Annotated in this window: 12 protein-coding genes; 7 read left to right on the top strand and 5 right to left on the bottom strand. The window is 37.7% G+C overall.

The genetic code is table 11. From position 1 onward, the window contains the following. Positions 1–9: 9 nt before the first annotated feature. Positions 10–1,125: a cation diffusion facilitator family transporter gene (locus tag B045_RS0104025; RefSeq protein ID WP_018462986.1), complete on the bottom strand. Its 1,116-nt coding sequence runs from the start codon at positions 1,123–1,125 to the stop codon at positions 10–12. 301 nt (positions 1,126–1,426) lie between these two features. On the opposite strand from B045_RS0104025, the gene B045_RS0104020 reads away from it, so the two are divergent. Both B045_RS0104020 and B045_RS0104015 read left to right on the top strand, forming a co-directional pair. Next, on the top strand, positions 1,427–3,013 hold the full coding sequence (locus B045_RS0104020; RefSeq protein WP_018462985.1) for a beta-N-acetylhexosaminidase: 1,587 nt from the start codon (positions 1,427–1,429) through the stop codon (positions 3,011–3,013). 391 nt (positions 3,014–3,404) lie between these two features. Continuing rightward, positions 3,405–3,971: a hypothetical protein gene (locus B045_RS0104015; protein WP_025883887.1), complete on the top strand. Its 567-nt coding sequence runs from the start codon at positions 3,405–3,407 to the stop codon at positions 3,969–3,971. Positions 3,972–5,469: 1,498 nt separating this feature from the next. On the opposite strand, the gene B045_RS0104010 is transcribed toward B045_RS0104015, so the two are convergent. Continuing rightward, positions 5,470–6,984, bottom strand: a complete 1,515-nt coding sequence (locus B045_RS0104010; RefSeq protein WP_018462983.1) for a SusD/RagB family nutrient-binding outer membrane lipoprotein — start codon at positions 6,982–6,984, stop codon at positions 5,470–5,472. Positions 6,985–7,017: 33 nt separating this feature from the next. Then, entirely contained in the window at positions 7,018–10,017 is a 3,000-nt protein-coding gene (locus B045_RS0104005) for a SusC/RagA family TonB-linked outer membrane protein (RefSeq protein WP_162163162.1), read from the bottom strand. Positions 10,018–10,615: 598 nt separating this feature from the next. Here B045_RS0104005 and B045_RS0104000 point away from each other — a divergent pair. Together B045_RS0104000 and B045_RS0103995 are read left to right on the top strand one after the other, a co-directional pair. Next, on the top strand, positions 10,616–11,413 hold the full coding sequence (locus B045_RS0104000; protein WP_018462981.1) for a Cof-type HAD-IIB family hydrolase: 798 nt from the start codon (positions 10,616–10,618) through the stop codon (positions 11,411–11,413). Between the two features lie 368 nt (positions 11,414–11,781). Beyond that, entirely contained in the window at positions 11,782–12,969 is a 1,188-nt protein-coding gene (locus B045_RS0103995) for an ATP-binding protein (RefSeq protein WP_018462980.1), read from the top strand. A 130-nt stretch (positions 12,970–13,099) separates the two neighbouring features. Here the strand turns inward: B045_RS0103995 and B045_RS0103990 are convergent, their stop codons facing one another. Next, a complete protein-coding gene (locus B045_RS0103990; protein WP_018462979.1) occupies positions 13,100–15,523 on the bottom strand; it encodes a glycoside hydrolase family 127 protein in 2,424 nt (807 codons plus the stop codon). 68 nt (positions 15,524–15,591) lie between these two features. Beyond that, positions 15,592–17,571: a glycoside hydrolase family 97 protein gene (locus tag B045_RS0103985; RefSeq protein ID WP_018462978.1), complete on the bottom strand. Its 1,980-nt coding sequence runs from the start codon at positions 17,569–17,571 to the stop codon at positions 15,592–15,594. 211 nt (positions 17,572–17,782) lie between these two features. Here B045_RS0103985 and B045_RS0103980 point away from each other — a divergent pair, with 211 nt between their 5' ends. Genes B045_RS0103980 through B045_RS0103970 form a run of 3 tightly spaced genes read left to right on the top strand, consistent with a single transcriptional unit; the run spans position 17,783 to position 24,958 of the window. Continuing rightward, the gene (locus B045_RS0103980) at positions 17,783–20,224 is read left to right on the top strand and encodes a glycoside hydrolase family 127 protein (RefSeq protein WP_018462977.1); all 2,442 of its coding nucleotides are present in this window, start codon (positions 17,783–17,785) and stop codon (positions 20,222–20,224) included. Between the two features lie 33 nt (positions 20,225–20,257). Then, positions 20,258–23,278 carry a SusC/RagA family TonB-linked outer membrane protein gene (locus B045_RS0103975; protein ID WP_025883895.1) on the top strand — a complete coding sequence of 1,007 codons (3,021 nt, stop codon included), beginning with the start codon at positions 20,258–20,260 and terminating at the stop codon, positions 23,276–23,278. A gap of 18 nt (positions 23,279–23,296) precedes the next feature. Continuing rightward, positions 23,297–24,958, top strand: coding sequence for a RagB/SusD family nutrient uptake outer membrane protein (locus B045_RS0103970; RefSeq protein ID WP_018462975.1), 1,662 nt, complete (start codon positions 23,297–23,299; stop codon positions 24,956–24,958). The last annotated feature ends 37 nt before the right edge of the window (positions 24,959–24,995 follow it).

Genomic DNA, 24,995 nt, shown 5'->3' with positions numbered 1-24,995 from the left:
TGTGTATTCTCAGTCTGTGATGTCCCTATCTATATTAATCTCTATATCATAGTCAGGAAATATTTCGTTGATGCCTGTGATAACTTTGTCTCTAAGTTTTAAGGCGTCTTTTTCCATAAAGCTCACTAAAATATCAAACTGTATAATCTTTAGTTTCCTGTCAATATACAGTCCATGTATCTGCATGATGTTTTGATATTTTGCTATAACAGTGCGAATTTGCTTCTGCATTTCAAGCGCTGCTTGATCTTTAGAATTTATTGCATATATTCCAACCGTCAGAAAAATGTTGTATTTCTCTCTTATTTTGTGTTGTATATTTTTTGTTATGGTGTAAATATCACTTGCGCTTAATGTGTCTATCACTTCAATGTGTACCGAACCTACCATTTCTTCTGGTCCATAGTTGTGCAACAGTAAATCGTATGCACCGTGTACACCTTCTATTGTAGCAACATCAGATTTAATGCTTTTCGTAAGTTTCGCATCAATACGTCTGCCCAAAAGTTCGTTTGTTGGTTTCAGTGCCATTTCGATACCAGCTTTAATGATAACGATTGATATAAGAGCAGCCAACCATGCGTCAACAGATATTCCCCAAACCATCATGATGACTGCAGATATTAATGTGGCTGTGGAAATAACCGCGTCAAATAAAGCATCTGCACCCGAAGCTACTAATGAACCGCTGTTCACAGATTTACCAACCTTCATCACGTATTTTCCAAGAACCAGTTTCACAAATACAGCAACAACAATAACTGATATTGATATAATCGTATAGTTTGGTGGTTCTGGATCTATGATTTTCTTCACAGATTCTACAAGAGAGGTAACTCCCGCACCAAGCACGATAAAGGCAATAAGTACTGTACTGAAATATTCTATTCGTCCGTGTCCGTAAGGGTGTATCTTGTCAGCAGGCTTGTTAGCAAGTTTTGTTCCGATTATGGTTATCAAGCTAGATAGCGCATCACTCAAGTTGTTTATAGCGTCAAGGACTATGGCTATCGAATTCGCAAAAAGTCCGACGATAGCTTTAAACAGGGCCAATAATATGTTGGTTCCGATACCAACATAACTGGTTCTCACTATAGTGGATTTGCGTGAAGATTCTTTAATCATAATCTTTCTTTGTGATAACGAATGCAAAGATACAAATAATTCGCTAATTATTCATTTTGAGTTTAGTAGTTTTTTATAATATTTGAGTAATATATCAAATTCGTTTTTTTTCCATGTAATTTATTAAAATTAAAAACTTGTTATTTTTTTTTGCCATTATTCCTATTTTGACTACATTTGTGAATTAATCGCTTCGACTTCTGTTTCAAGCCGTTGGTGTTGTTAAAAACAATAACTTATAATTTAATGTAAGAACGTAATGAAACGAATTATATCATTCTTTTGTTTTATGATAGTCTCAATGTGTGTTTCTTCTGTCTATGCTGGTAATGCTGAGGCTGACTATCGTGTAGTGCCGTTACCTCAAAGTATTAAGATGGCAGAAGGTAAACCCTTTATCCTGAACGCTTCTTCTGATATTGTTTATGTCCATAGCGACAGCCTTTTAAAAAGAAACGCTGCTTTTCTTGCCGAATATATCAATAAGTCTGTGGGACTTTCGCTGATGGTTAAGTCTCGTCCTTCAAACTCTGATGGAAATATATTCTTACGCATTGACAAAAAGATAATAGGTGATGAAGCTTATAAGATAGCGGTTAATCAACATAATATCATTATTTCAGGAAAGACCGCCAACGGTGTTTTTTATGGAATACAGACTTTACGTAAGTCGTTGCCGATTATTCAGCATACTGAAAATGTAGTTTTGCCGGCTGCAATGATTAGCGATGCGCCTCGTTTTGCTTATCGTGGTATGATGCTTGATGTGGCAAGGCATTTTTTCCCTGTTGATTTCGTTAAGGAATACATTGATTTGCTAGCATTGCACAATATGAATACTTTCCACTGGCACCTTACGGATGATCAGGGATGGAGAATAGAGATAAAGAAATATCCTTTGCTTACAAAAATCGGTTCGATTCGTAAGCATACTACTTTGGGCCGCAATTCATCGCTATATGATGATACTCAATATGGTGGTTTCTACACCCAGCAGCAAGCTCGTGAAATCGTTGAATATGCAAAGGAACGATACATCACTGTTATACCAGAGATTGATATGCCGGGACACATGCTAGGTGCACTTTCTGCCTATCCGGAACTAGGTTGTACTGGTGGTCCTTATCAAGTGAGTGGCAACTGGGGCGTTTTTGATGATATCCTTTGTGCAGGAAACGAGAAAACCTACCAATTTATACAGGATGTAATGGATGAACTCATGGATATATTTCCATCTAAATACATACATCTTGGTGGTGATGAGGCTCCTAAAACGAGATGGACTACTTGTGAAAAATGTCAAGGAAAGATTAAGAGCTTAGAAATTAAAGGTGATAAGGAGTGTACTGCCGAAAACAGATTGCAAGGATATCTTGTGTCAAGAATAGAGAAATATTTAAATCAGAAAGGTCGTAAAATTATTGGTTGGGATGAAATCCTTGAGGGTGATGTTCAGAAGAGTGCCACGATTATGTCATGGCGTGGAGTAGAGGGTGGAATAAAGGCTTCGCGTCTTGGTCATGATGCCATTATGACTCCTGTTTCATATTGTTACTTTGATTATTATCAGACTGATAAAACATGGAATGATCCTTTGCTTATTGGTGGAAATCTGAATATTGAGAAGACGTATAGTTATCAACCTGTGCCTGATTCTTTGACAGCTACCGAGAAAAAGCATATTATTGGTGTACAGGGAAACCTCTGGACTGAATACATCGTGTGTCCATCCCTTGCAGAATATCAGGTGTTGCCACGAATGGCAGCATTGTCAGAAGTGCAGTGGATGCAATATGATAAGAAGAATTATCCTGATTTCAGGAAGCGACTTGAAAGATTATTGCAGGTATATAAACTTTATGGATATAAGTACTTTGTAGAAAAATAGATCAATTGGCTTTGAAAGATGTTGCCATTCTACTTAAAAATACAGTCGAGTATTTAGGCGAAATTAAATCATCCAACTTTTAATTGTGCCGAATTTGACATAATTAAAAGTCAAGCTGGTTTAAATAGTTATAGGCTTAGTGCAAAAAGAATGGATGGCAAAGACAAATATTCGTCAATTGTTTAATTCTTGAAAGGTTAAAATATTTTAATAATATTGATTATGTAGTTTTGATATATATATATTAAATTTTAATTACTACTTTTGTCAAAATATTAAAATTGTTTATTGTAAAAGTTTCATATTATAATAATAAGTGAGCTTTATGCATGTATAAAACTTCGAAGGCTTGTTCTATATCAGAAAAAATAATAACTAAATAAGGTGATTTATGAGAAAAACATTGTTTACGCTGTTGGCTATTCTAACCATGACAACAGCAACGGCTCAAACTAAAGGTAATTATGAGCCAGAGTTTATTGGAGAGACTAATCTTCTTTGTATTAATGACAAGGATACAACAAGTTTTGCTGCTGAAAAGCAAATAGGCGTTGTAAAAGCTAAAGCTGGAGCTTCGGTCTTCCTTACGGGTATTGGTTCTGTTAAGTCTCGTATTCAAGTTGAAGGTGCTACATCTAGCTGTGTTGGCTCGGATGCTAAGGCTTATCGTTTGATTGTAAAAGCTGCAGACAACAAACAAGATCCTAATTCGTTCATTCAGATAATGAAGTTTGAATCTAAAGGAGATAAAAGACGTTGTGTAATTGCCAAAACAAATACATTCGGCGGGGCTCAGTCAGGTGCTGATGATTTAGTTCCTTTTCAGGCAAAGAAGTATGGTGATACCGCTTATATACTAAACATACCATCTACTCCTGGTGAATATGGTGTAATTGTTAGTAACCCAAATAGTTTAACAGAGAAGAATATGACAGTTTACTGTTATACGATTAAGTAGTTTTTAACAGTATATAAAGAATTGCAATCGTTCTTAAGTTTAACATAAATATGGTGTGAAACCTTGTTTAAAATGTTGCTAAGTAAGAGTGGCTATGCTATTCAAAAAGAATAATGAAGTTCCAGTCGGGACTTCATTTTTTTATTGCTGTCCGATAAAACTATTGTTCTTATCAACAATATAACCAATAATTTTACAAAAGATGAAAACTAGTGGCTATAATGAGAAAATTGTGATAGAAATAGTATCGCATTTAATCTTCTTATTTAACAAATTTTAGTCGGTAACTTATGCAAAGTTATGGAAAAAATCATCACAGCTGCAAAAGAATAATACGATTTCTTGTATGCTCTCTCTCTACATTTCGTGTTTTTAGCTACGTGAGCTACGGATTCTCTTGTAATGCCTATAAACAGAGGGAATTGCGATACGTAGCTAAGACAATTTAACTGCGGTGAGCTAAGTTTTAGCTACGGCAACTTGTATTATTTTGAGTATAACATGTGTCTTATAAATAAATTTTTCAAAGAAATGTTGACTGCATCTGAGGAACTGAGAATGGGGGACATAGATTCAGTAAACGAGAACAGAATTTTCAAGCTTGTTTAAATTTTCTGCCGAACTCCGCTGAATTCTCGGCAAAGATACTGCAAGATTTATATCTATGCAATGAAATCAAGTGTGAGCTGTTAGCCAAAGTTTTAATTATAGGTGCTACACATAATAATACACATGCGTACGCACACTTTAAACTTTTCAGAAATACCAGTGTCGAAATGTCTATCCATTGAATATCAACTTGTTAGACTTTCTTTTCGAGTAGAATCAAGTGACGGAAATGTGTCAAGTAGAAATCTAATTGAGAGTTTTTCATAATATTCTAATACAATTTTGCAAGCAAACTAGGTTGCGTTTCATGATACTTTACCGAGTGATAAGGCCCATATCACTCCCCAAAACAATGCATATCGCAATGCGTTTCTTCGTAAAACGCATGATGAAATTTGAGGTTTCTTTGTCATATCATCGTCACCATATATTATTAAAAATGATAGATAAAATATTGATATTCATTATGTTGCCACTTCGACACTAGTATTTTCAAAAAGTCCTAAGTGCGCGCGTGCACGTACATATATATATATAAAACGTAGCTAGAACGTAGCCATCGTAGCTAAATTGACCTAGCTACGTATCGTAAAATTCCTCTGTTTATAGGCTTTACGAGAGAATCCGTAGCTCACGTAGCTAAAAACACGAAAAAACGCAGGGAGGGAAGCCGAAATGAATGCAACTCGCTTTCTCGTTATGCTATTAAGTGATTAGCCTCAGACCATCTTAATAAACAAAAAAAAGTTCTTCATGAATATATTCATAAAGAACCTTTCTTGTGGAGTGATAATCTCTGATTTAACCTAAGAAATCACTTAGTTACATGTAGTACTGATGAATAGCGATACCCTTATAATATAGTTATAAAAGAATAGCTTATTTTTATTTAATGCACATCCCACCAAACACGGTTTTTTGTTATATCAGTGATATTACGTTTCTTTACCTGAGATACATTTGTCTGTGTTTCAGTTTCGGGATAGAGCAATCGTTTAGGGCGAACCGATGAATCAGTCTCAGTAGCCGAATTAGGGAATTGAGGCAAACCTAATCTGCGAAAATCATTCCATGCTTCAATTCCATTGATAGAATTGAGAGCTAGCCATTTTTGTAGAATAATTTGTTTGATAGTGCCGTCGTACGCAATTGAAGGCTGAGCTAAGTAAGATGATATTTCAGATGGTGATACTCCCATATAGGCGCAAGAAGCCTCAATACCTTTTTGATACAAGCTTGCAGCATTGTCGCTGATCCAGCCTCTCTGAGCTGCTTCTGCTTGAAGGAAGTAACTCTCGAAATCACTTAGCAAGACCAACGACTGAGTTGCCGATTTGAATATTGCTCCAGTTTCAGATTTATTTTCTTTCGGTCCCTTCAATGCAGAGGTGTTTGCCATTTTATATTGATCATCGTTGCCTGTATATCCAAAAATTACTCCTTGATACTTGCCTGCTGATGTTTTAGTATACAAGTGTGCCAAACGAGGATCATTCAAAGCCTCATATTGCGCTATTACATATTCTGTAGGACGAATATAGGTATGAGCAGAGGTTTCCTTATCATCTGTTGAGCGATAATAATTACTCCAATATGGATTGGGTTTACTAGTTGTAAATCCAGGATTGGCTAAAGCTGATTCGGTGAGAAAACCACTGCCTTCAACTTTGATTTTATCAATTTCGGATGCGATGTACGATTCTTGCCCAGCGACTTCACTCTGACGAATCAAAGCCCTAAGCTTTATGGTATTTGCAAATTGAATCCATTTGGTCACATCTCCGTTAAAGACAATATCATCAGAAGATGGTTTAGCTTCAGCCACACTTCTTTTAGCTTTCAGCATGTCTACAGCTTCAGTCAATAAATCAATCGTTTTTTTATACACTTCAATACCATCTTCGTATTCAGGATGTGGATATGTCTCCATGTTGAAGGCTTGATCTAGCGGAATGTCGCCATATATATCTGCTAAACGCATAAAATGCCAAGCAAGCATAATACGGGCAATACCTCCATATACTTTTGAACCTTCTTCTGTTGCCTGATTGAGGATAAGATAATAGTTGTTGGCGTATGTATATCCATTCTCCCAGATAGGAATACCATTACGTTCAGACATTATATCGGCTCCGTTATACTGTTGGATATTGGCATATTGGGTTTTGCTTTCTGTATTTAATCCCCAATATCCACCCCAGAAACAGCCTAACTGATTGAGTTGTACCGATTCTTGATAAGCAGTATTGTATAATGCTGATGGCAATCTATAAGCCAAAGTTATATCTTTATCGATTGGCTTATTTGGATTTTCGTTTACATCGAGGTAAGAGTCGCAAGATTGAAAGCAACTACCTACAAAGGATATAAAGAATATGTATAATGCTATATTATATTTTTTCATCTCATCAATTTTTTATTTTATAATAGTCTGTTTTTAAAAAGTAACATCTAAAGTGAAACCGTATGTGCGATAAGGAGGTTGTTGTCTCCAGCCGTTGAAGCCTTCATTATAATAAAGATTTTCCGGATCTCCAGCATCGTATCCTTTATGTCTGATTATGAATAAGTTTGTAGCTTGTACACTGATAGTAGCATCACTGATTATGGCTAGTCTTTTCAATATAGAATGAGGAACATTATAGGATAGACTTAATGTTTTTAATTTCAGATAATCTGATTTTGCTGTATAATTGATTGTATAGCCAGCCATATAACTTGACCAATAACTTGCTTTGTCACTACCCTTAGCATAGACTGATGTGTTTTCTACATAAGTCTTTGTTCCGTCAGCATTGGTTTGTTGTATAACAGAATTAGGAATAATGTATTCCTTTCTGTTGTATTGAGTAGTCATAGGGTGTGTGCCGGCTTTTATCATCGAATTAATAAATTCAGAATTGTTCCATCCACCAAGACGACAGTCGAAATCAAAGTATAATGAGAAACTCTTATAGCTGATGCTTGATTGAAGTCCAAATAAATGGGGAGGAACAGACGAACCCTTTGTAGTAAGATTCACGGCTTTTGACGGAAGACCTGTTTTTGCATCCACAATAATACGCCCTTGAGGATCGCGATTGTAGTCTGTAACTTTCACACTAGGGAAGGACTCTCCTTTGACGGCATACAAAACTTTAAAGATACTGTATTCTTCGGTGTCATCAGTTCCGTACAGGTCAATAACTTTATTCTTGATATAACTGTAATTGAGAGCTAAGTTCCATCTCCAATTTTTGTTACGGAGAATATCTCCGCTCAAAGACACCTCTAATACATTATTAGATAACTCTCCCATGTTGATAAGGGTAGAAGTATATCCAGTTGCGGCAGATGTAGATGCTTGGAATATCTGTCCTTTTGAATTAGAGTATGAATAAGTAATCTCTGCATTTAATCGGCGATCGAAAAAGCTTAGTTGTGTTCCTATTTCGAAAGAGCGCACAAACTCAGGCTTTATATTTTTATTAGGCTTCTGAGATGCTGGTACATATCCAACTAAATTATTATAAGGGAAGTTGGTTGCCTGACTATAAGATAAGTTCAGTGCGTATGGGCTGATTCCTGAAACATTACCTGTTTTATTGTAAGCAGCATAAATTTTACCAAAAGAAAACACTTTAGATTCTTTTAGAAAATCAAAAGCATTTGAAAATACAAAAGAACTACTTATTCCAGGATAAAAGAATGACCTGTTTTCCTTACTGAGCACAGATACCCAGTCATTTCGTCCTGTAACAGTCAAGAATAGATAATCATTATAGCCACCGGTAACTTCACCATACAGAGCAACTTGACGCTGACGGCTGATATTTGTCGATCCTGTCAAATCTCCACTACGGCTATCCGGGTTTTCGATATTCGAAAATAATAAATTAGATGCTGATATATTCACCGATTTTGCATAATCATCTCTGATGTTTTCTCCCACGATTCCATTCACAGCGAATCTTCCCCATTTCTGATTTGCTTTGATAATAAAATCGCCATTGACGCGCCTTACAAATGTAGAACCATCGCTAACACTACCGCTTTGGTTTCGCCCAGACACATAAGTATCGTATTTTGTTATAGAGCTGTGCGTTTGTGTATCTGAATTATATAATCCAATACGAGCCATGGCTTTTAACCAAGGAAAGAAAGTATATTCAGCTTCAATCTTTCCATTTAGTACCTGTTGACGGCTTTTGTCGCGATGTGTATCTATGTAATAATAAGGACTGTTTAATTGAAGACCAGAAACGCCACTCACAAAATAGTTATTTGGATTACCCAAAGAGTTTTCATCTTTCCAGTTCTTCATCTCTGCTAGCGGGTAGTTAGCCGGCAACACATACAGTGAAGGCCAAGGACCATCGGGCGCAGTATTACTGTTTGTCGTAGAGAAATTAATACTTGTCGACAAGGTCAAATTTCCTAAATTCTGAGTTGTATTAAATCTACCGCTATATCTCGTGCTTTTATCCTGAGGTATGATTCCATCAATCTGCATTGCTTGCAAAGAGGTAAAATACGAAGCACGATTTGTTGCCTTTGAAAAAGATATATCATGTTGAACGTTTACACCTGTTTGGAAAAGGTCCTTACGTACGTCATGACTAGGAGCGGCATACAATACTTGTGGTTGTTCTCCATTAGGCAACGTTGTTCCAAAGTCCTTCATTGTTCCGTCAAAAGCTGGTCCCCAAGATTGAGATGTTGTAGGACTGTAAACACCATCTATGCCTTGTCCAAATGACGTTTGCGCTTTAGGTAACAAGAAAACGCTCGAAAACATGGTCGAGTTTCGGTATTCAACCTTTCCTTTTCCCTTCTCGCCACTTTTGGTCGTAATAATTAAGGCTCCGTTAACGCCTTCTGAACCATATAACGCCGCAGCATTTGCACCTTTTAATACAGTAATACTTTCGATATCGTTAGGATTCAATCTATTAATGTCCGGTATCGGCATACCATCTACTACGTATATTGGTTCGTTGTTTCCGGTTAGAGATCTGTATCCTCGCAATACAACTTTAAAATCAGGATCAACCTTGCTGTCATACATGTTAATTCTCAGTCCTGCTACTTTAGAACTCAGACCGGTAAGCGTATTTGTTGGAGCTCCTTCCGTCAACTTAGCATTATTAATTATAGTGGCTGAATATCCTAATTCTTTAGCTGGACGCTTTAAGCCGAGAGCCGTACCTACAACCTGAACTTCATCAAGCTCATACGCTGCTTTTTTCAGATAGATCTTAACATTGTGAGATGTTACCTGAACCTCTTTGGATTCAAAACCAATATAGGAAACAATTAAAACATTATTCTTATTTGCTTGTATTGCAAACTGACCTTTGTCATCCGTTAGAACTTGTTTGTTAGCACCCTTAATGAAAATCGTTGCATAAGGGATTGGATCTTCGTTTTCTTCTTCTACTACTTGCCCAACTACCAAATTTCTGTTAGGTCTCTCTTGTTGTCCATATATACTTAAAAAAGAAATGAACATAAGAGGCATAAATAAAACAATCTTTCTCAACATTTTTATTACTTTGTTTATAATTAATTTGGGTTTATACATTTAAGTTTATCATCCTATAGCGAAAAAATCATAACCAGTGTAGATCCCTGTTAAGTTCTGTGCTGGGATCAACGTCATTGTATACTGTTATAGCTAATGTGGCAATCACCATATATAAGTGATTTTTGATTTCATTATTATTAATATAATTTAATCATAATGTCCTGAATCATTCAGGCGGCAAAGGTAAAGGTTTTAATGATTATTATCAATACCTAAAAATTATGTATTTTTAGAAGAGATTGTTTTGGCTTTAATGCGTTGATTATAAGTATGTTAGTGTCTATTTTGTGTTTATCTGTACTTGAGAAGATTCCTTAAATATGCCTAATATTAGGTAGGCTCTATAACTTTTCGTGTTGACAATTGTTGAAAACTTGAACCTGATATTGGTTGAAAAACTAATGAAGAGCATTGTTTGGCAGTATCATTTTTTTTCCATACCTTCGCATCAAATTAAATAATTCAGGATATGGTAAAAGCTTTATTTTTTGATATAGACGGAACTTTGGTGTCTTTTACTACACACAAAATTCCACAAACTACTGTTGACGCAATTGCTCAAGCAAAGAAAAATGGAGTGAAAATATACATATCTACTGGAAGACCAATCTCACTCATAACAAACCTTGGACAGATAGAACATCTCATAGATGGATATATCACAACAAATGGTGCTTACTGTTTTGTTGATGATGAATCTGGTCGACATACTATCTGCTGCAATGATATTTCAACAGAGGATATTCAGATGATGCTGAACGCTGCTTCACAATGGGACAGACCTGTTATATTTGTAGGGCAACAGGATATTGCAATCTATAATTATAAGGAAATTGTTGACGATGTTTTTCATAAGGGATTAGGAGTGACCAATCTTGACTATGATAAACCTATTGAGGACGTATTGGTTCAGCCGATATTGCAGATGACTCCTTTCATATCAGAGGAACAAGAGGCTTTGATTATGGCGAATCTAAAAGATTGTACGTCAGGTCGTTGGTGTCTTGACTTTACCGACATTACATGCAAAGCAGCTGATAAGGGCAAAGGATTGCTTGCCATGGCTGAACATGAAGGTTTCAACATAGCCGATACTATGGCTTTTGGTGATGGGGGCAATGACATCTCTATCATCAAACAAGCAGGAATAGGTGTTGCCATGGGGAATGCTGGTGATGAAGTAAAGAAAAATGCCGACTTCACAACAACGAGTGTTGACGAAGACGGCATTATGAATGCATTAATAAAATACGGAGTTATCAGTTGACAATATCCAATTAGTGTATAATTAACTTTTTCAATATCTCAGTTATTGATTTTATTACTAGATAGAAAGTTTGTTATGCCACATCTTACGCACTGCTGATTAGAAAATAATAGAGCCAATTGTATGAAGACTTGATGTGTCTATCTTCCTGTTATAGGCTATTTTAATTAATAGATTTGAGAATTTTGTAGCATAGATTTGAGAATATTGAAATGAAGATTTGAGAACTTTGTGGCATAGATTTGAGAACTTTGTGGCATAGATTTGAGAATTTTGAAAGGTAGATTTGAGAATTTTATTGCATAGATTTGAGAATTTATTTGGAGCTTTGAGAAATTTTATATAGCTTTGCTACAAAATACAAAGAAATGTATAAAAGGCATCAATTCAACTTGCTCAAAGAGCGTTTGCAAGAACCAAGAAGGTTTATTCAGGCTATTATAGGGCCTCGACAAATTGGTAAATCTACTATGGTCAAACAGGTTCTAGAAGACCTTGATATTCCCCATACCTTTGAATCAGCAGATGCTGTTGCACCTAATAATGCGGGGTGGATAGCCAACTTATGGGAGTCGGCTAGAACGAGAATGCGCTTTGGGGGGCTAAAGGAGTATCTGTTGGTCATAGATGAGATACACAAAATTGATGACTGGAGCAATCAAGTGAAGAGGGAATGGGATGCAGATAGTTTTCATGATATTAACCTGAAAGTAGTTGTGCTTGGTTCCTCTAGGCTTCTTCTCAAGTCAGGTCTCAACGAGTCGCTTGCTGGTAGATTTGAGCTCATCCGAATGACCCATTGGGACTATCAAGAGATGCGTGATGCCTTTGGCTGGTCAATGGAACAATACATCTATTTTGGTGGTTATCCCGGTAGTGCCCCGCTCATTCAAAATGAGACAAGATGGTGCAGATATGTCAAGGATTCTATCGTGAGCCCTTCCATTGAAAAAGATGTATTGCTTACAAAAATCATTTATAAGCCTGCCCTAATCAAACAGCTCTTCGAACTGGGTTGCAGCTATTCAGGTGAAGAACTATCGCTCAACAAGATGATAGGACAGTTGCAGGATGCAGGAAATATAACGACACTTGCCAGCTATCTAGGAACACTCTCTGAGGCAGAACTGCTGTGTGGTATGCAAAAATATGCAAATGACCAAGCACGCAAATACAACTCCATCCCGAAGCTGATGACCTATAATCCAGCGCTGTTCACCATACAGTCGGGCAAAGGCTTCAATAATGAGTTGATGTCACCACAAAGGTGGGGACGCTGGGTGGAGACAGCCATTGGTGCACACTTGCTCTGCCATGCAGAGGAATATAACTATAAGGTATATTATTGGCGTGAGAAATCTATGGAGGTAGATTTTATTCTTCAGAAAGAAGACAAATTGATAGCAATAGAAGTAAAGAGTGGAAAGAGAACGACAAACAAGGGACTGCCTATTTTTCGAGATAACTTCCATCCGAATTCGGCCTTTGTAGTTGGCTCTGACAATGTGCCCGTTGAGGAATTTCTTCTCTTGCCTCCTGAAAAACTTTTTCTATAGAACTCTGATTATTCTTATTAATCAGATATTCTCACATTATTACGAAATTATCATGGTTCGAAAAATGCCGACTTCACAACAACAAGTGTTGACGAAGACGGCATTATGAATGCATTAATAAAATACGGAGTTATTTAACACTCCATTCAAAGAGTCCGCAAGAGTATTTAGCAGGCTGCTTTACTGAGATCTTTACTTCTGATGTCTTAACAGGTTTGAAGTTTGCTGTACATGCTGTTCCTTTCTTAATCGGATAAAAATCTACATTCTCTACATTCTGCCAATTACCGTTTGCATCCTTATATTGTATAGCCCATGAGTCAGGAATCTTGCATCCGCCCCAAGGCTGATCATCAAACCAATAAACGGTAGTGCTTTGAATTTGTTTTGCTTCAGGGAAGGTGTATGTTATCCATTCAGTGGTATTCTGTTTTGGCCACCAATGGAAATAAGGAACAGAACGATCGTTTTCATCTGCTGGAACAAGTCCGTCAGCAATACTGCGCATTGAACTGCTTGGAGTAGAAGAAGCTATTTTTGCTTGTGAAGCCAGTGTTGCAGGAACAGATGGACGTGTTGCTTTTACATCCTGTGGTAACCAAACTTTCATGTTACCACTTCCACGATGACACCATGCAAAATAAGGAATCAGTTCGAGCTTCACATTATTTGTTGTTAGTTTTCCGCTGTTGTCGTATGCTAAAGTCTGTGCATCAGTAGCAAGAGTGGTGATATTCTGGTCGCGATATAGTTGCAGTTTTGTTTTCAGACTATCTGCAATGAATGACGAATATGAAAGTTTTCCTTCGCTGAACTTTGGTTCACGATTCAATAATACGCTCATGATATCAAAAGCATTGTCACGCCATTCTGCACAATAGACCAATGGACCACGTTCTACGCTCACCATTCCACGATCAGCCTCTACCTTGTTGTCTGCACGAACAGTACGTACGTCCAAATCGAAGTGTACGTTTACAACATCATTCTTTTTCCAATTGCGATAAATTGTATAATATCCATCTTCTGTAAGCGATGCAGGAACAGAACGACCGTTTACTGTAATCTTATAAGTAGGACGTGATGCGTCTGTGTATGAATAAAGATCAGAAGGTACTGGCTGTCCCTTAACCCAACCCGGAATACGAATCTTCATACCAAACTTACCTGCTTTGTTGTTGTCTACTTTAATCTTAACATCTCCATTCCAAGGATAGTTAGTTTCTTGACTTAGTGAAACAGCCTTTCCGCCTATACTTACCTTAGAACTATTACTGAGGAACAAATTCACGTAAACGCTTCTATCCTTCACAGCATAGATATAACCTGGCAATGATGGTAGGAATCTGCAAATGTTACTTGGGCAACAAGCACAGCCAAACCAAGCCTGACGTTGATGCTGTCCCATGCTTTCAAGTGGGTTAGGGTAGAAGAAGCCACCGCCATCCATGCTTACACCACTTATAAGTCCGTTGTAAAGAGTGCGCTCTAGAACATCATAGTATTTACTATCTCCGTGCAAAAGAAAGAGGCGATAGTTTACATATACATTTCCTATTGCTGCACATGTCTCGCAGTATGCACTCATGTTAGGCAAGTAATAGTTTGGACCGAAAGCTTCACCGTTGTTTGTGGCTCCAATACCACCAGTGATATAAAGCTTTTTATCCACAATGTTATCCCAGATTCTGTCAATAGCCTTGATATAGGCACTGTCTCCTGTAAGAGCAGCCACATCAGCCATACCAGAATACATATATGCTGCACGCACAGCATGTCCAACAGCCTCGTCCTGTTCGATAACAGGTTTGTGACTTTGTGAGTATTCCTGTCTTATTTCAGTCTTTCCACGATAGTCAAGAAAGAATTTAGCTTCGTCAAGATACTTCTTGTTTCCTGTAGCAAGATATAGTTTGCAAAGAGCCATCTCGGCAATCTGATGTCCAGGAACAACACAAGCCTGACCAGGGTTAGGTCCAACTTCTTTGACAACGCAGTCGGCATATCTAATTGCGATGTCTAGGAACTTTCTGCTTCCAGTTGCCTGCCAATGAGCAACAGCACCCTCAATCATGTGTCCAAGATTATATAGCTCGTGACTTAAATCTTCTTCCTTGCTCCATCTCGTGCTGCCAGACCAAGGATGAGGATTCTGTGGATTCTGTGTACGTGCTGTATAAAGATATCCGTCAGGTTCCTGAGCAGCCCCAATAATATTGAGAACACTATCAATATAGGCTTTCAACTTATTATCTGGATAAGTCTGCAAGATATAGCTTGCACCCTCAATCGTCTTGTATGGATCGGTATCATCAAAGCTATAAGGCATCAGTTCGGCAACATTATAGTTTGGTGATGGATGCGCAGCCCTTTCAAAATTCTTGTAGCGGCCCTCAGTTTCACATTTGCTGAATGCCAAAGGAATCGTTACTTTACGTGAGGTCTCAAGTCTTTGTCCCCAGAAAGTATTGTTCCATACTTTAACCGACGTAAACGGTACTGGAGTTATAGGATATCCTCCTACATGCTTTTCTCTCTGTGCAACAGCCGGCATTAACACCGATATAGCCATTGCGATAATGAAGAATCGTTTTTTCATCGTTATTATTTATATGTTTTATTTTATTCAGAAACAGCTTTCGGCGTGATTGCGATTACAAAGCCTCCACCTGAAGCAAGATGCACTTTGATAGAAGACTTTGTATTAACAGTGAATTTATCTATGCGATAGTCTTCTGCGTCATGATCTGCGTTAATGCCGTCTTTCAATATTCTGGCATTGTATTCAACTCCTGATTTCAGGAAAGAAAATTGCAGCGTGATATCACGAGAATCCCAGTTTGTCTGTCCTGCTATATACCATTTGTTTCCATTCCGTCTGGCTGTAACAATATATTTACCTATTTCTCCTTGTGGAATTATCGTCTCGTTATATACTACCGGAATATCAGCAATATATTTAGTGTAGGTACTGTCAGCCTCATAGCTTGTTGGAGAGTCGGCAAGCATTGTAAAAGGACTGTCTTGAACTACATAGCATGCAGCCTGATGACATCGTGTACCCATAGACATGGGCTTTATATAGTTTGCCTTCCAATCGTTCTTAGTACCATTGCGCATCGCTCCTGGAGTGAAGTCAACTTGACCTGCCATCATGCGTATATACGGGAAGGTAACATCATATAAAGGCATATCGTGGTCGATGGTTGTCCACCTTGATTCTTCCATACCAAAAACACTTTCATAGTTAATGATGTTGGGATATGTTCTGTTCAGTCCTACAGGTTTATATATTCCATGCAGGTCAAGGATTAGATGATGCTTCGCAGTGCAAGCAGCCAAGCGTTCAACCATTTCAACAGCAGTTTGGTCATCTCGGTCCATAAAGTCAACCTTAAATCCCTTTATTCCCATATCAGCATAATGTCGGCATATATTTTCAAGATTTTCATCCATTAAGTTAAACACCGACCACAATACAATTCCAACATTACGCTTTTTGCCATATTCGATAAGTTCCTCTAGGTTCAAGTCCTTAATTGGATGCATGATATCACCACTTTTTGAATCATACCAACCTTCGTCAAGAACAATATATTCGATATGGTTTTTCGATGCGAAGTCAATATAATACTTATAAGTCTGTTGGTTTATCCCAGCCTTGAAGTCAACGCCTTTAAGATTCCAGTCATTCCACCAGTCCCATGATACCTTTCCGGGGTGTATCCAATCAGTATTGCCAATCTTGTTTGGACGTGCTAACGCATATACCATATTATTTACAGGCATCTGTGTATCAGCTTCTGTAATGGCGAAAACTCTCCATGGATAATTCGATGCACTAGTTGAAGCAGCTATATAGTTATTCGTTTCTGCAACATGATTCATGTGTCTCCAAGGATAGTACTCCATCTTCTTTGGATATTTTGCAAACACACCTTTTAGATAATCACCATCTGCAATAATAAACATTCCTGGATATGAAACCAAATCACTCTCAAGAATAGTTACTTTTGCATTTCCGCAGTTAACCGTTGCTGGTAGAAAGGCAATTTTCTTTTCAGCCTTATCAATAGCAGTATGATCATAAATATTCTGGAAAGCCATAGCAAATGGTGCCTTTTCGTTGGTGGTGTAGGGTAGCCATGTTTCTTTATCCTTGCCAAAATTATAATTGGCAATCTCATTATCTATAATAATCTGTTTTTTCTTCGTATTAAAAAAGCGATAAGCGATGCCCTCATTGAAAACCCTAAAAGTTATGCCAAACCCATTTTTAAACGTCAACTTCAATTCATGATACTGATTTTGAAAATGATCTTGACGATAAAAAGGAGCATGTATTATTTCGTTTATATTCGAAGTTTTTACATCAACAACCTTCACTTGGTTACCTATTCTGTAACCTTTATCAAGAACAAGGCCGATACCAGATTTATGTATAATCTCATGATTACCTAGATTTACATAGAAAGAAATGCTCTCGTCTGTATTTACATAAAGTTTAATGCGGCTGTCGGGTGACTCCACATTATATGTATTAGCGATAGCTTTTCCACCTAGTAATAATAAGGCGATAAGTATAAGCTGAATTCTTTTCATGGTGAAATATGTTTTAAAATACATGTGCAAAGATATGAATTTTATAAAACAAGCGATGACAAAAGAGTCCAATCTGGATGAGAATATAGTCCAAAAATAAACTTTGTTAAGCCTTTTGGACGATTTTGCTACTTTGCTAGACGATTTTTTTATCAAGTTTAATAAATTTAAGGTTACTTTGCGATTATAAAACCGCAACAAAAAAAAGACCATGAACAAGAAATCAAAATTAATTATAGGTTGTATTTTATTTGGTTTTGGGGCAAATGCTTCGAATCAACTTCCGAAGTATTTGCTTCGCGCCAAAGCCCCAATCACTGAAGTGCCATTTACTAAAGTGCATTTCAATGATACGTTTTGGAGCCCACGAATAGAAATCAACCGCACCGTATCAATACCTTCAGCATTTCATGAATGTGAAAAGAATGGTCGCTTCGATAATTTTGCCATTGCTGCAGGTATAAAGCAAGGTGAGCATCGAGGAGATTTTTCTTTTGATGATACCGATCCTTATAAAGTAATAGAAGGTGCAAGCTATAGCCTTGCTGTACATTACGACAAGCAACTAGATCATTATCTAGACAGCGTAATAGCAATAATCGCTGCCGCACAAGAACCAGATGGTTACCTGACAACATGCGTAACAAATAAATGTTATCGACTTTCTGGATGGTGGGGAACTCACAAATGGGAAAAGATTAATAGTCACGAACTTTATAACAGCGGACACATGATTGAGTCGGCAATAGCACATTATAAAGCTACAGGAAAAAGAACTTTTCTTAATGTGGCAATAAAAAATGCTAATCTCATCTGTAAGACTTTCGGACCTAATGAGGGACAGATTCATAGACCATCAGGACATCCTATCGTTGAAATGGCACTCTGTAAACTATATAAGGTGACAGGAACAAGACAATATCTTGATATGGCTAAATACTTCGTTGAGGAAACTGGACGTGGAACAGACGGACATGCCCTAAGTGAATATAGTCAAGATCATAAGCCTATATTACAACAAGACGAAATCGTGGGACATGCCGTAAGAGCAGGATATCTGTTCAGTGGTGTTGCTGATGTAGCTTCACTGACTAACGATACAGCCTATTTCCATGCGCTTGAACGTATATGGGAAAATATGGCAGGCAAGAAACTATATATTACAGGTGGTATGGGTAGTCGTGCCGAAGGAGAAGGATTCGGTCCTAATTATGAACTTAATAATATGACTGCATATTGTGAGACATGTGCGTCTATTGCCAATGTATATTGGAACTATCGCATGTTTTTAGCCACAGGTGACAGTAAGTATGTTGATATATATGAACGTGCGCTATATAATGGTGTGTTGAGTGGAGTAAGTTTGAGTGGAGACAAATTCTTCTATGATAATCCATTGGAGAGCATGGGACAGCATGAACGTCAGAAATGGTTTGGTTGCGCTTGCTGTCCTGGCAATGTGACACGTTTCATGGCAAGTGTTCCGCAATATCAATATGCATCCCAAGGCAGTGACATCTTTGTGAATCTATATATTCAAGGAAAAGGAAACGTGAATGGTACAGAGTTACTGCAACATACAGATTATCCATGGAATGGAAACGTAAAGATAATTGTAAATCCTAAAAACAACGCTAAATTCAATATTCGCTTGCGCATTCCTTCATGGGTAAAGAGTAGACCTGTCGCTACAAATCTTTATAGTTTTGCAGATTCAGCAGAACAATATACTTTAAAGGTAAACGGTAGGGAAGTGAAGGCTTATATGGCAGACGGATATGCCGTAGTAAACAGAAAATGGAAGAAAGGTGACGTGATAGAACTGTCACTTCCAATGGATGTGAGACGAATAAGTGCAAACGACAATGTAGAAGATGATCGTGGTAAATATGCCCTTGAGCGTGGACCTATTGTATATTGTTTGGAAGGGAAAGATCAGCCAGACTCTATGGTGTTCAACAAAGTAATAACTAGCAAAACACAGATAGATGCAGAACTTAAAGCGAATAAATTAAACGGAATTGTAGAACTTACAGGTAAAGCAAGTGAAGTGGAAGCTGATGGAACCGTGAAGGAAACTACTTTTAAAGCAATACCATACAGTACTTGGAATAATCGTGGAGCCGACCAGATGGAAGTATGGATACCATATTCTCCAATCTATGCACATGTAAAACCACAACCAACAATAGCAAGTAAGGCAAGGACCTTGTTTTATCAGAGTGCAATACAGAAAGATGCACCCGAAACAGCTGCTGTAATGGGAGAGGCTTGGGGCGTAAACGACCAATGGGAACCAAAACGAAGTAGCGATATAAGCAAGCCTTATCATTATTGGTGGCTAAAGAATGGAACGCCGGAAAGCATCGCTTATGAATTTGACAAACCATATACAGTAAGTAATGTAGAAGTATATTGGTTGGACTTCGATCATTATGACGGAAACTTCAGAACTCCGGAAAGTTGGAAACTATATTATAAGGACAGTGATGGCAATTGGAAGGAAGTAGAAAATCACAGCAGTTATGGTGTTGATAAAGACAAATATAACAGCGTGGATTTTGCTCCAATAACCACTACTGGATTGAAGATAATAGCTAACTTGCAAAAGGGCGCAAGCGGTGGAATTATAGAATGGAAAGTTAATAACTAATAATATCAAACCTCAAAACAAAAAGAGTCAATCATGAAGAAAACACTATTCTCAAATGGCTTCATGCATAGTAATGCATTTATAAAAGCCTCTGCGTGTTTACTTTTGTCTACGGGAACAGCAATTCCTGTAATGGCATCACAAGAGTCATCAGGAAATCCTTCTCCGACTATTGTCCAACAAAACACGACAGTTATCAAAGGTTCAGTATTGGACGCTAATGGTGAACCTATCATCGGCGCTAGCGTTGTTGAAAAAGGCAGCAGTTCCAACGGTACTGTTACCGACATTAACGGAGACTATACTCTCAATATAAAGAGAGGTAGTGTTGTTATTATCTCTTATGTGGGTTATATAACTCAGGAAACGACAAAAGGTGGCAAGATAACTCTTAAAGAAGATCTTAAATCTATTAGCGAAGTTGTTGTCATCGGTTATGGTACTCAAAAGAAAGGTGACATAACATCAGCAATAACAAGCATTAAATCAGAAGATTTCTCAAAGGGAAATATAAAAGATGCTGGCGATTTGATTAAAGGTAAAGTTGCTGGTCTTACCATAGCCAATGGTAGTGGTGACCCAAGCGTAGCATCAAGCATTCGCCTTCGTGGTATCATCTCTCTTAGTGGAGGCAGCACTCCATTGGTTCTCGTTGATGGAATAGAGGGCAGTCTTAGTACTGTTGCACCTGAAGATATTGCGAGTGTTGATGTATTGAAAGACGCATCAGCGGCTGCTATATACGGAACACGTGGTGCTGCTGGTGTGATTATCATCACAACAAAGAGTGGTAAACGTGACGTAGCCACTACTGTTAATTACAGTGGTTATATGTCTTTGTCTTCGTTCGGCAAAAAGCTTGATATGATGGACGGAACTGATGTCCGTAACGGTCTTACACAATTTAATGATAAGGGATATGATACAGACTGGCTTGATGCTGTGACACGTACTGCATTTACACATAATCATAATATCATGATTAGCGGTGGCGACAAGAGTACAACGTATAATGCAGACTTCACTTATCGTGATCAGCAGGGTGTGATTATAAAGACATATTCTAATGAGATGCGCTTCAATGGAGGTTTATCTCACTGGTTCATGAATGATATGATGAAAATTTCTTTCAATATCATGAAACGTTGGCATGAGAATGGACCAGTTGATGCTGCTGCAACACAGATATACCGTCAAGCTATCATGCGTAATCCTACCGAGCCAATCTATAATCAGGATGGAAGCTATTATGAGAATATGGCAATAAACTACTATATGAATCCTGTTGAATTGCTAAATGAGCATAAGGGTGAGTATAAAACTGAAAACACACGAATGGTAGGTAACCTTACCTTTGAACCAATAAAGGGATGGCAAACCAACCTAATGCTTTCGACAGATCGTGACAATGGTCATGATAAGGGATATTACACTTCAAAGTATTATGATCAGGTTGTAAACTATCACACAGGTTATGCCTATCAGAGTTACTCGTATGGAAAGAGTGACAATCTGGAATTGACCTCTACATACAAGCATCAGTTTGGCAATCACCGCATAGAGGCTCTTGCTGGATACAGCTATCAATATAACGAATACGAAGGATTCAATGCCAATAATACTAACTTTATGAGCGACTTCTACCAGGATAATAATATTGGAGTAGGTGGATTCCTAAAAGATGGTAAGGCTGGAATGGGAAGTTATAAGAGTGATAATACCCTTGTTGGTTTCTTTGGACGTATAAGCTATGGATATGCAGATAAATACAATGTTCTTGTAAGTGTTCGCCGTGAGGGTTCTTCAAAATTCGGAGCCAATAACAAATGGGGTACATTCCCTTCTGCATCACTTGGTTGGACAATCAGTAACGAGAGTTTCATGAAATCACTTACATGGATTAACAACCTTAAGATACGTGCTGGATTTGGTGTGACGGGTGTTATTCCTAGTGACTCTTATCAATCATTGACACAATGGAAACTAGGCGATCCTTACTACTATGATAATGGTACATGGTATCAGGGACTAAATGTTGTTTCTAATCCTAATCCTAATTTGAAATGGGAAAAGAGTACTGAGTTTAATGTCGGTATTGACTGGAGTGTATTGAATGATCGTTTGTCTGGAACTATTGATATGTATCACAAGAATACTTCTGGTATGTTGTGGTCGTATGATGTTCCATGCCCTCCAAACCTCTATAATACTACTTTAGCAAATGTAGGAAAGATGCGTAATATGGGTATTGAAATTGCAGTAAATGCTGTACCTGTTCGCACGAAAGACTTTGAATGGAGAACAACTGTAACGGCTGCATATAATGAAATAAAACTAATAAGTCTCTCAAACGATCTTTATCAGACTGCAAATCAGCATGATATGGCTGGTCTTGGCGAGCCTATATCTTTGACAACACAACGTCTTGAAGTTGGTAAACCATTAGGACAGTGGTATGGTATGAAGAGCGTAGGAGTTTCTGAAAATGGACTCTGGATGATTGAAAACAAAGAAACAGGAAAAGCCGAAGAGTTTAATGATAATATGCTTACGGATGACAAGTATCATCAATACCTAGGTAATGCGATTCCTAAGGTTAATCTGGGATGGAACAACTCGTTCAGCTATAAAGGATTTGACTTGAATATGCAGTTTACTGGTCAGTTTGGAGCTAAAATATTGAATGAGGCACGTGCTTATTATGAGAACAATGCCGTTGTCTACAATCACCTTAAATCAGCAGCTGATAAGCAATATGGAGATTATGTTTTGTCAAGAGCACAGAAGCAGACTTTTGTGAGCTATTATCTTGAAAACGGAAACTATGTAAAACTTTCTAATCTTACGCTCGGATATACTGTTCCTTTGAAGTCAGATAAGTATGCAAAGAATATCTATGTATATTTGTCAGGTAGCAATTTGTTTACAATAACAGGTTATAAGGGACTCGACCCAGAATTGTCTAATACCGATCCTTTGAGTTCAGGTATTGACTGGCGTGATAAATATCCATCAATACGTACGTTCACTTTGGGCGCAAAATTCACATTCTAATATTTAAAGCATAAAGTCATGAATAAACAAATAAATAAGATATTTATGTCTGCCATGATTGCAGCTTGTGGGCTATCAATGGTTGGATGTACAGATCTAGACGAAACATTATATGATACTATTTCGTCTGAACAGCATGAATTTTCAGAAACAGAACTTGAACATACTATTGCCCCTGTTTATAGCAGTCTTAGAGATGTTTATTGGGGATGGTTTGGTATGTCGGATATCATGGACATGAGTTCTGACGTTTGGGGAGTTCCTTCACGTATTGGTATAGGATGGGGCGACCTTTATGTTTCAATGCATAAGCATCAGCTTAATTCTAAGATAGGCTTTTTCCAGGTAAACTGGGAGAATAACTATGCTGGAGTGAATGCATGTAATAAAATTCTAGCAAACAAAGCTATCGCATCAAATGAAGATATTGTAGCACAAGTTCGCGCATATCGTGCGTTATACTATTACAACCTGTTAGATCTTTATAGAAACATTCCGCTTGATACAACCTATGTTCACGAAGCTGGATGGACTCCAGAACAGGCTGATCCAAAAGTTGTATATAATTGGATAGCAAGTGAATTGAATGCTGTTGCAGAGAAATGCCCAAGTAAGATAGAAATGGGTAAAATCAACAAGTATGCAGCTCACATGTTGCTAGCCAAACTCTATCTTAACCATAATGCATGGTTTAAGGATGATACAGATAAAACATGGTATAGCAAATCTCTTGATGAAGTAAATAAGGTGATTGCTGGTCCTTTCTCATTGGCACCAAACTATAGCGATAATTTCAAAGAAGATATTTCTACTTCTCCTGAAATAATATTTGGTATTCCATTGGAAAACAAATATGCAGGTGGTAACTACATGGCAAACTTATGGATACATAATGCTGGTAGAGCACGTTGGAACTTCTCTGGTTGGGCTACTGGTGGTGGTATCGTATTCCCTCAGTTCCTTGATACTTATGAGACGGGAGATACCCGTATGGACAATACTTGGACTGGTGGTCAGCAATATGCAATGGACGGAACTGCTATAACTGCAGATGGCGAACCATTGATATATACAAAGGAACTTCACAGTATTGACAATCCTGGTTGTTATCCTTTTGAAAGCTACAGACTTATTAAGTATGAAATTAAGAGTGGTGATTTCGGAACGAGTTATGATGACGTGCCATATTTCCGTTTGGCAGATGCTTACATGATGAAAGCTGAATGCTTGTTGCGTCTAGGACAAGATGAACAAACTGCTGCTGACCTTGTAACAAAGGTTCGTGCACGTAACTTTAAATCTGATCCGAGCAAAGCTACAATAACAGTGGCACAACTCAAAGGTGGCAGTAACTACAACTACGGTCACAGAGAGAACCAAGGAACTCTTGGGGGTGAAGATAAATGGATTATAACAAATGAAGGTGGTGCTGATATAGAATTTGGTGGACTACTTGATGAATATGCTAAGGAGTTTGTTTGTGAGGCACATCGCCGCGATGAACTTATTCGCTTTAATATCAAGGGTACTAACATGAATGTCTACAATGGCAAATCATGGTTCTGTAAGGATGCTGTAACAGATAGAAATGGTGACCTGTTCCCAATACCAAAGAGTGCTATGGACGGCAATCCAAAACTAAAGCAGAATCCTGGCTATGGATCTACTACAGGTAAATAAATAGGTAGAATAATAAAACCTTTAAACTTATAATTTC

This window comes from Segatella paludivivens DSM 17968 = JCM 13650, from assembly GCF_000373185.1.
In the GTDB taxonomy this organism is placed as follows: Bacteria; Bacteroidota; Bacteroidia; order Bacteroidales; family Bacteroidaceae; genus Prevotella; species Prevotella paludivivens.
The sequence above is the reverse complement of the archived record's forward strand: the minus strand, read 5'-3'. Positions and strand labels throughout refer to the sequence as shown.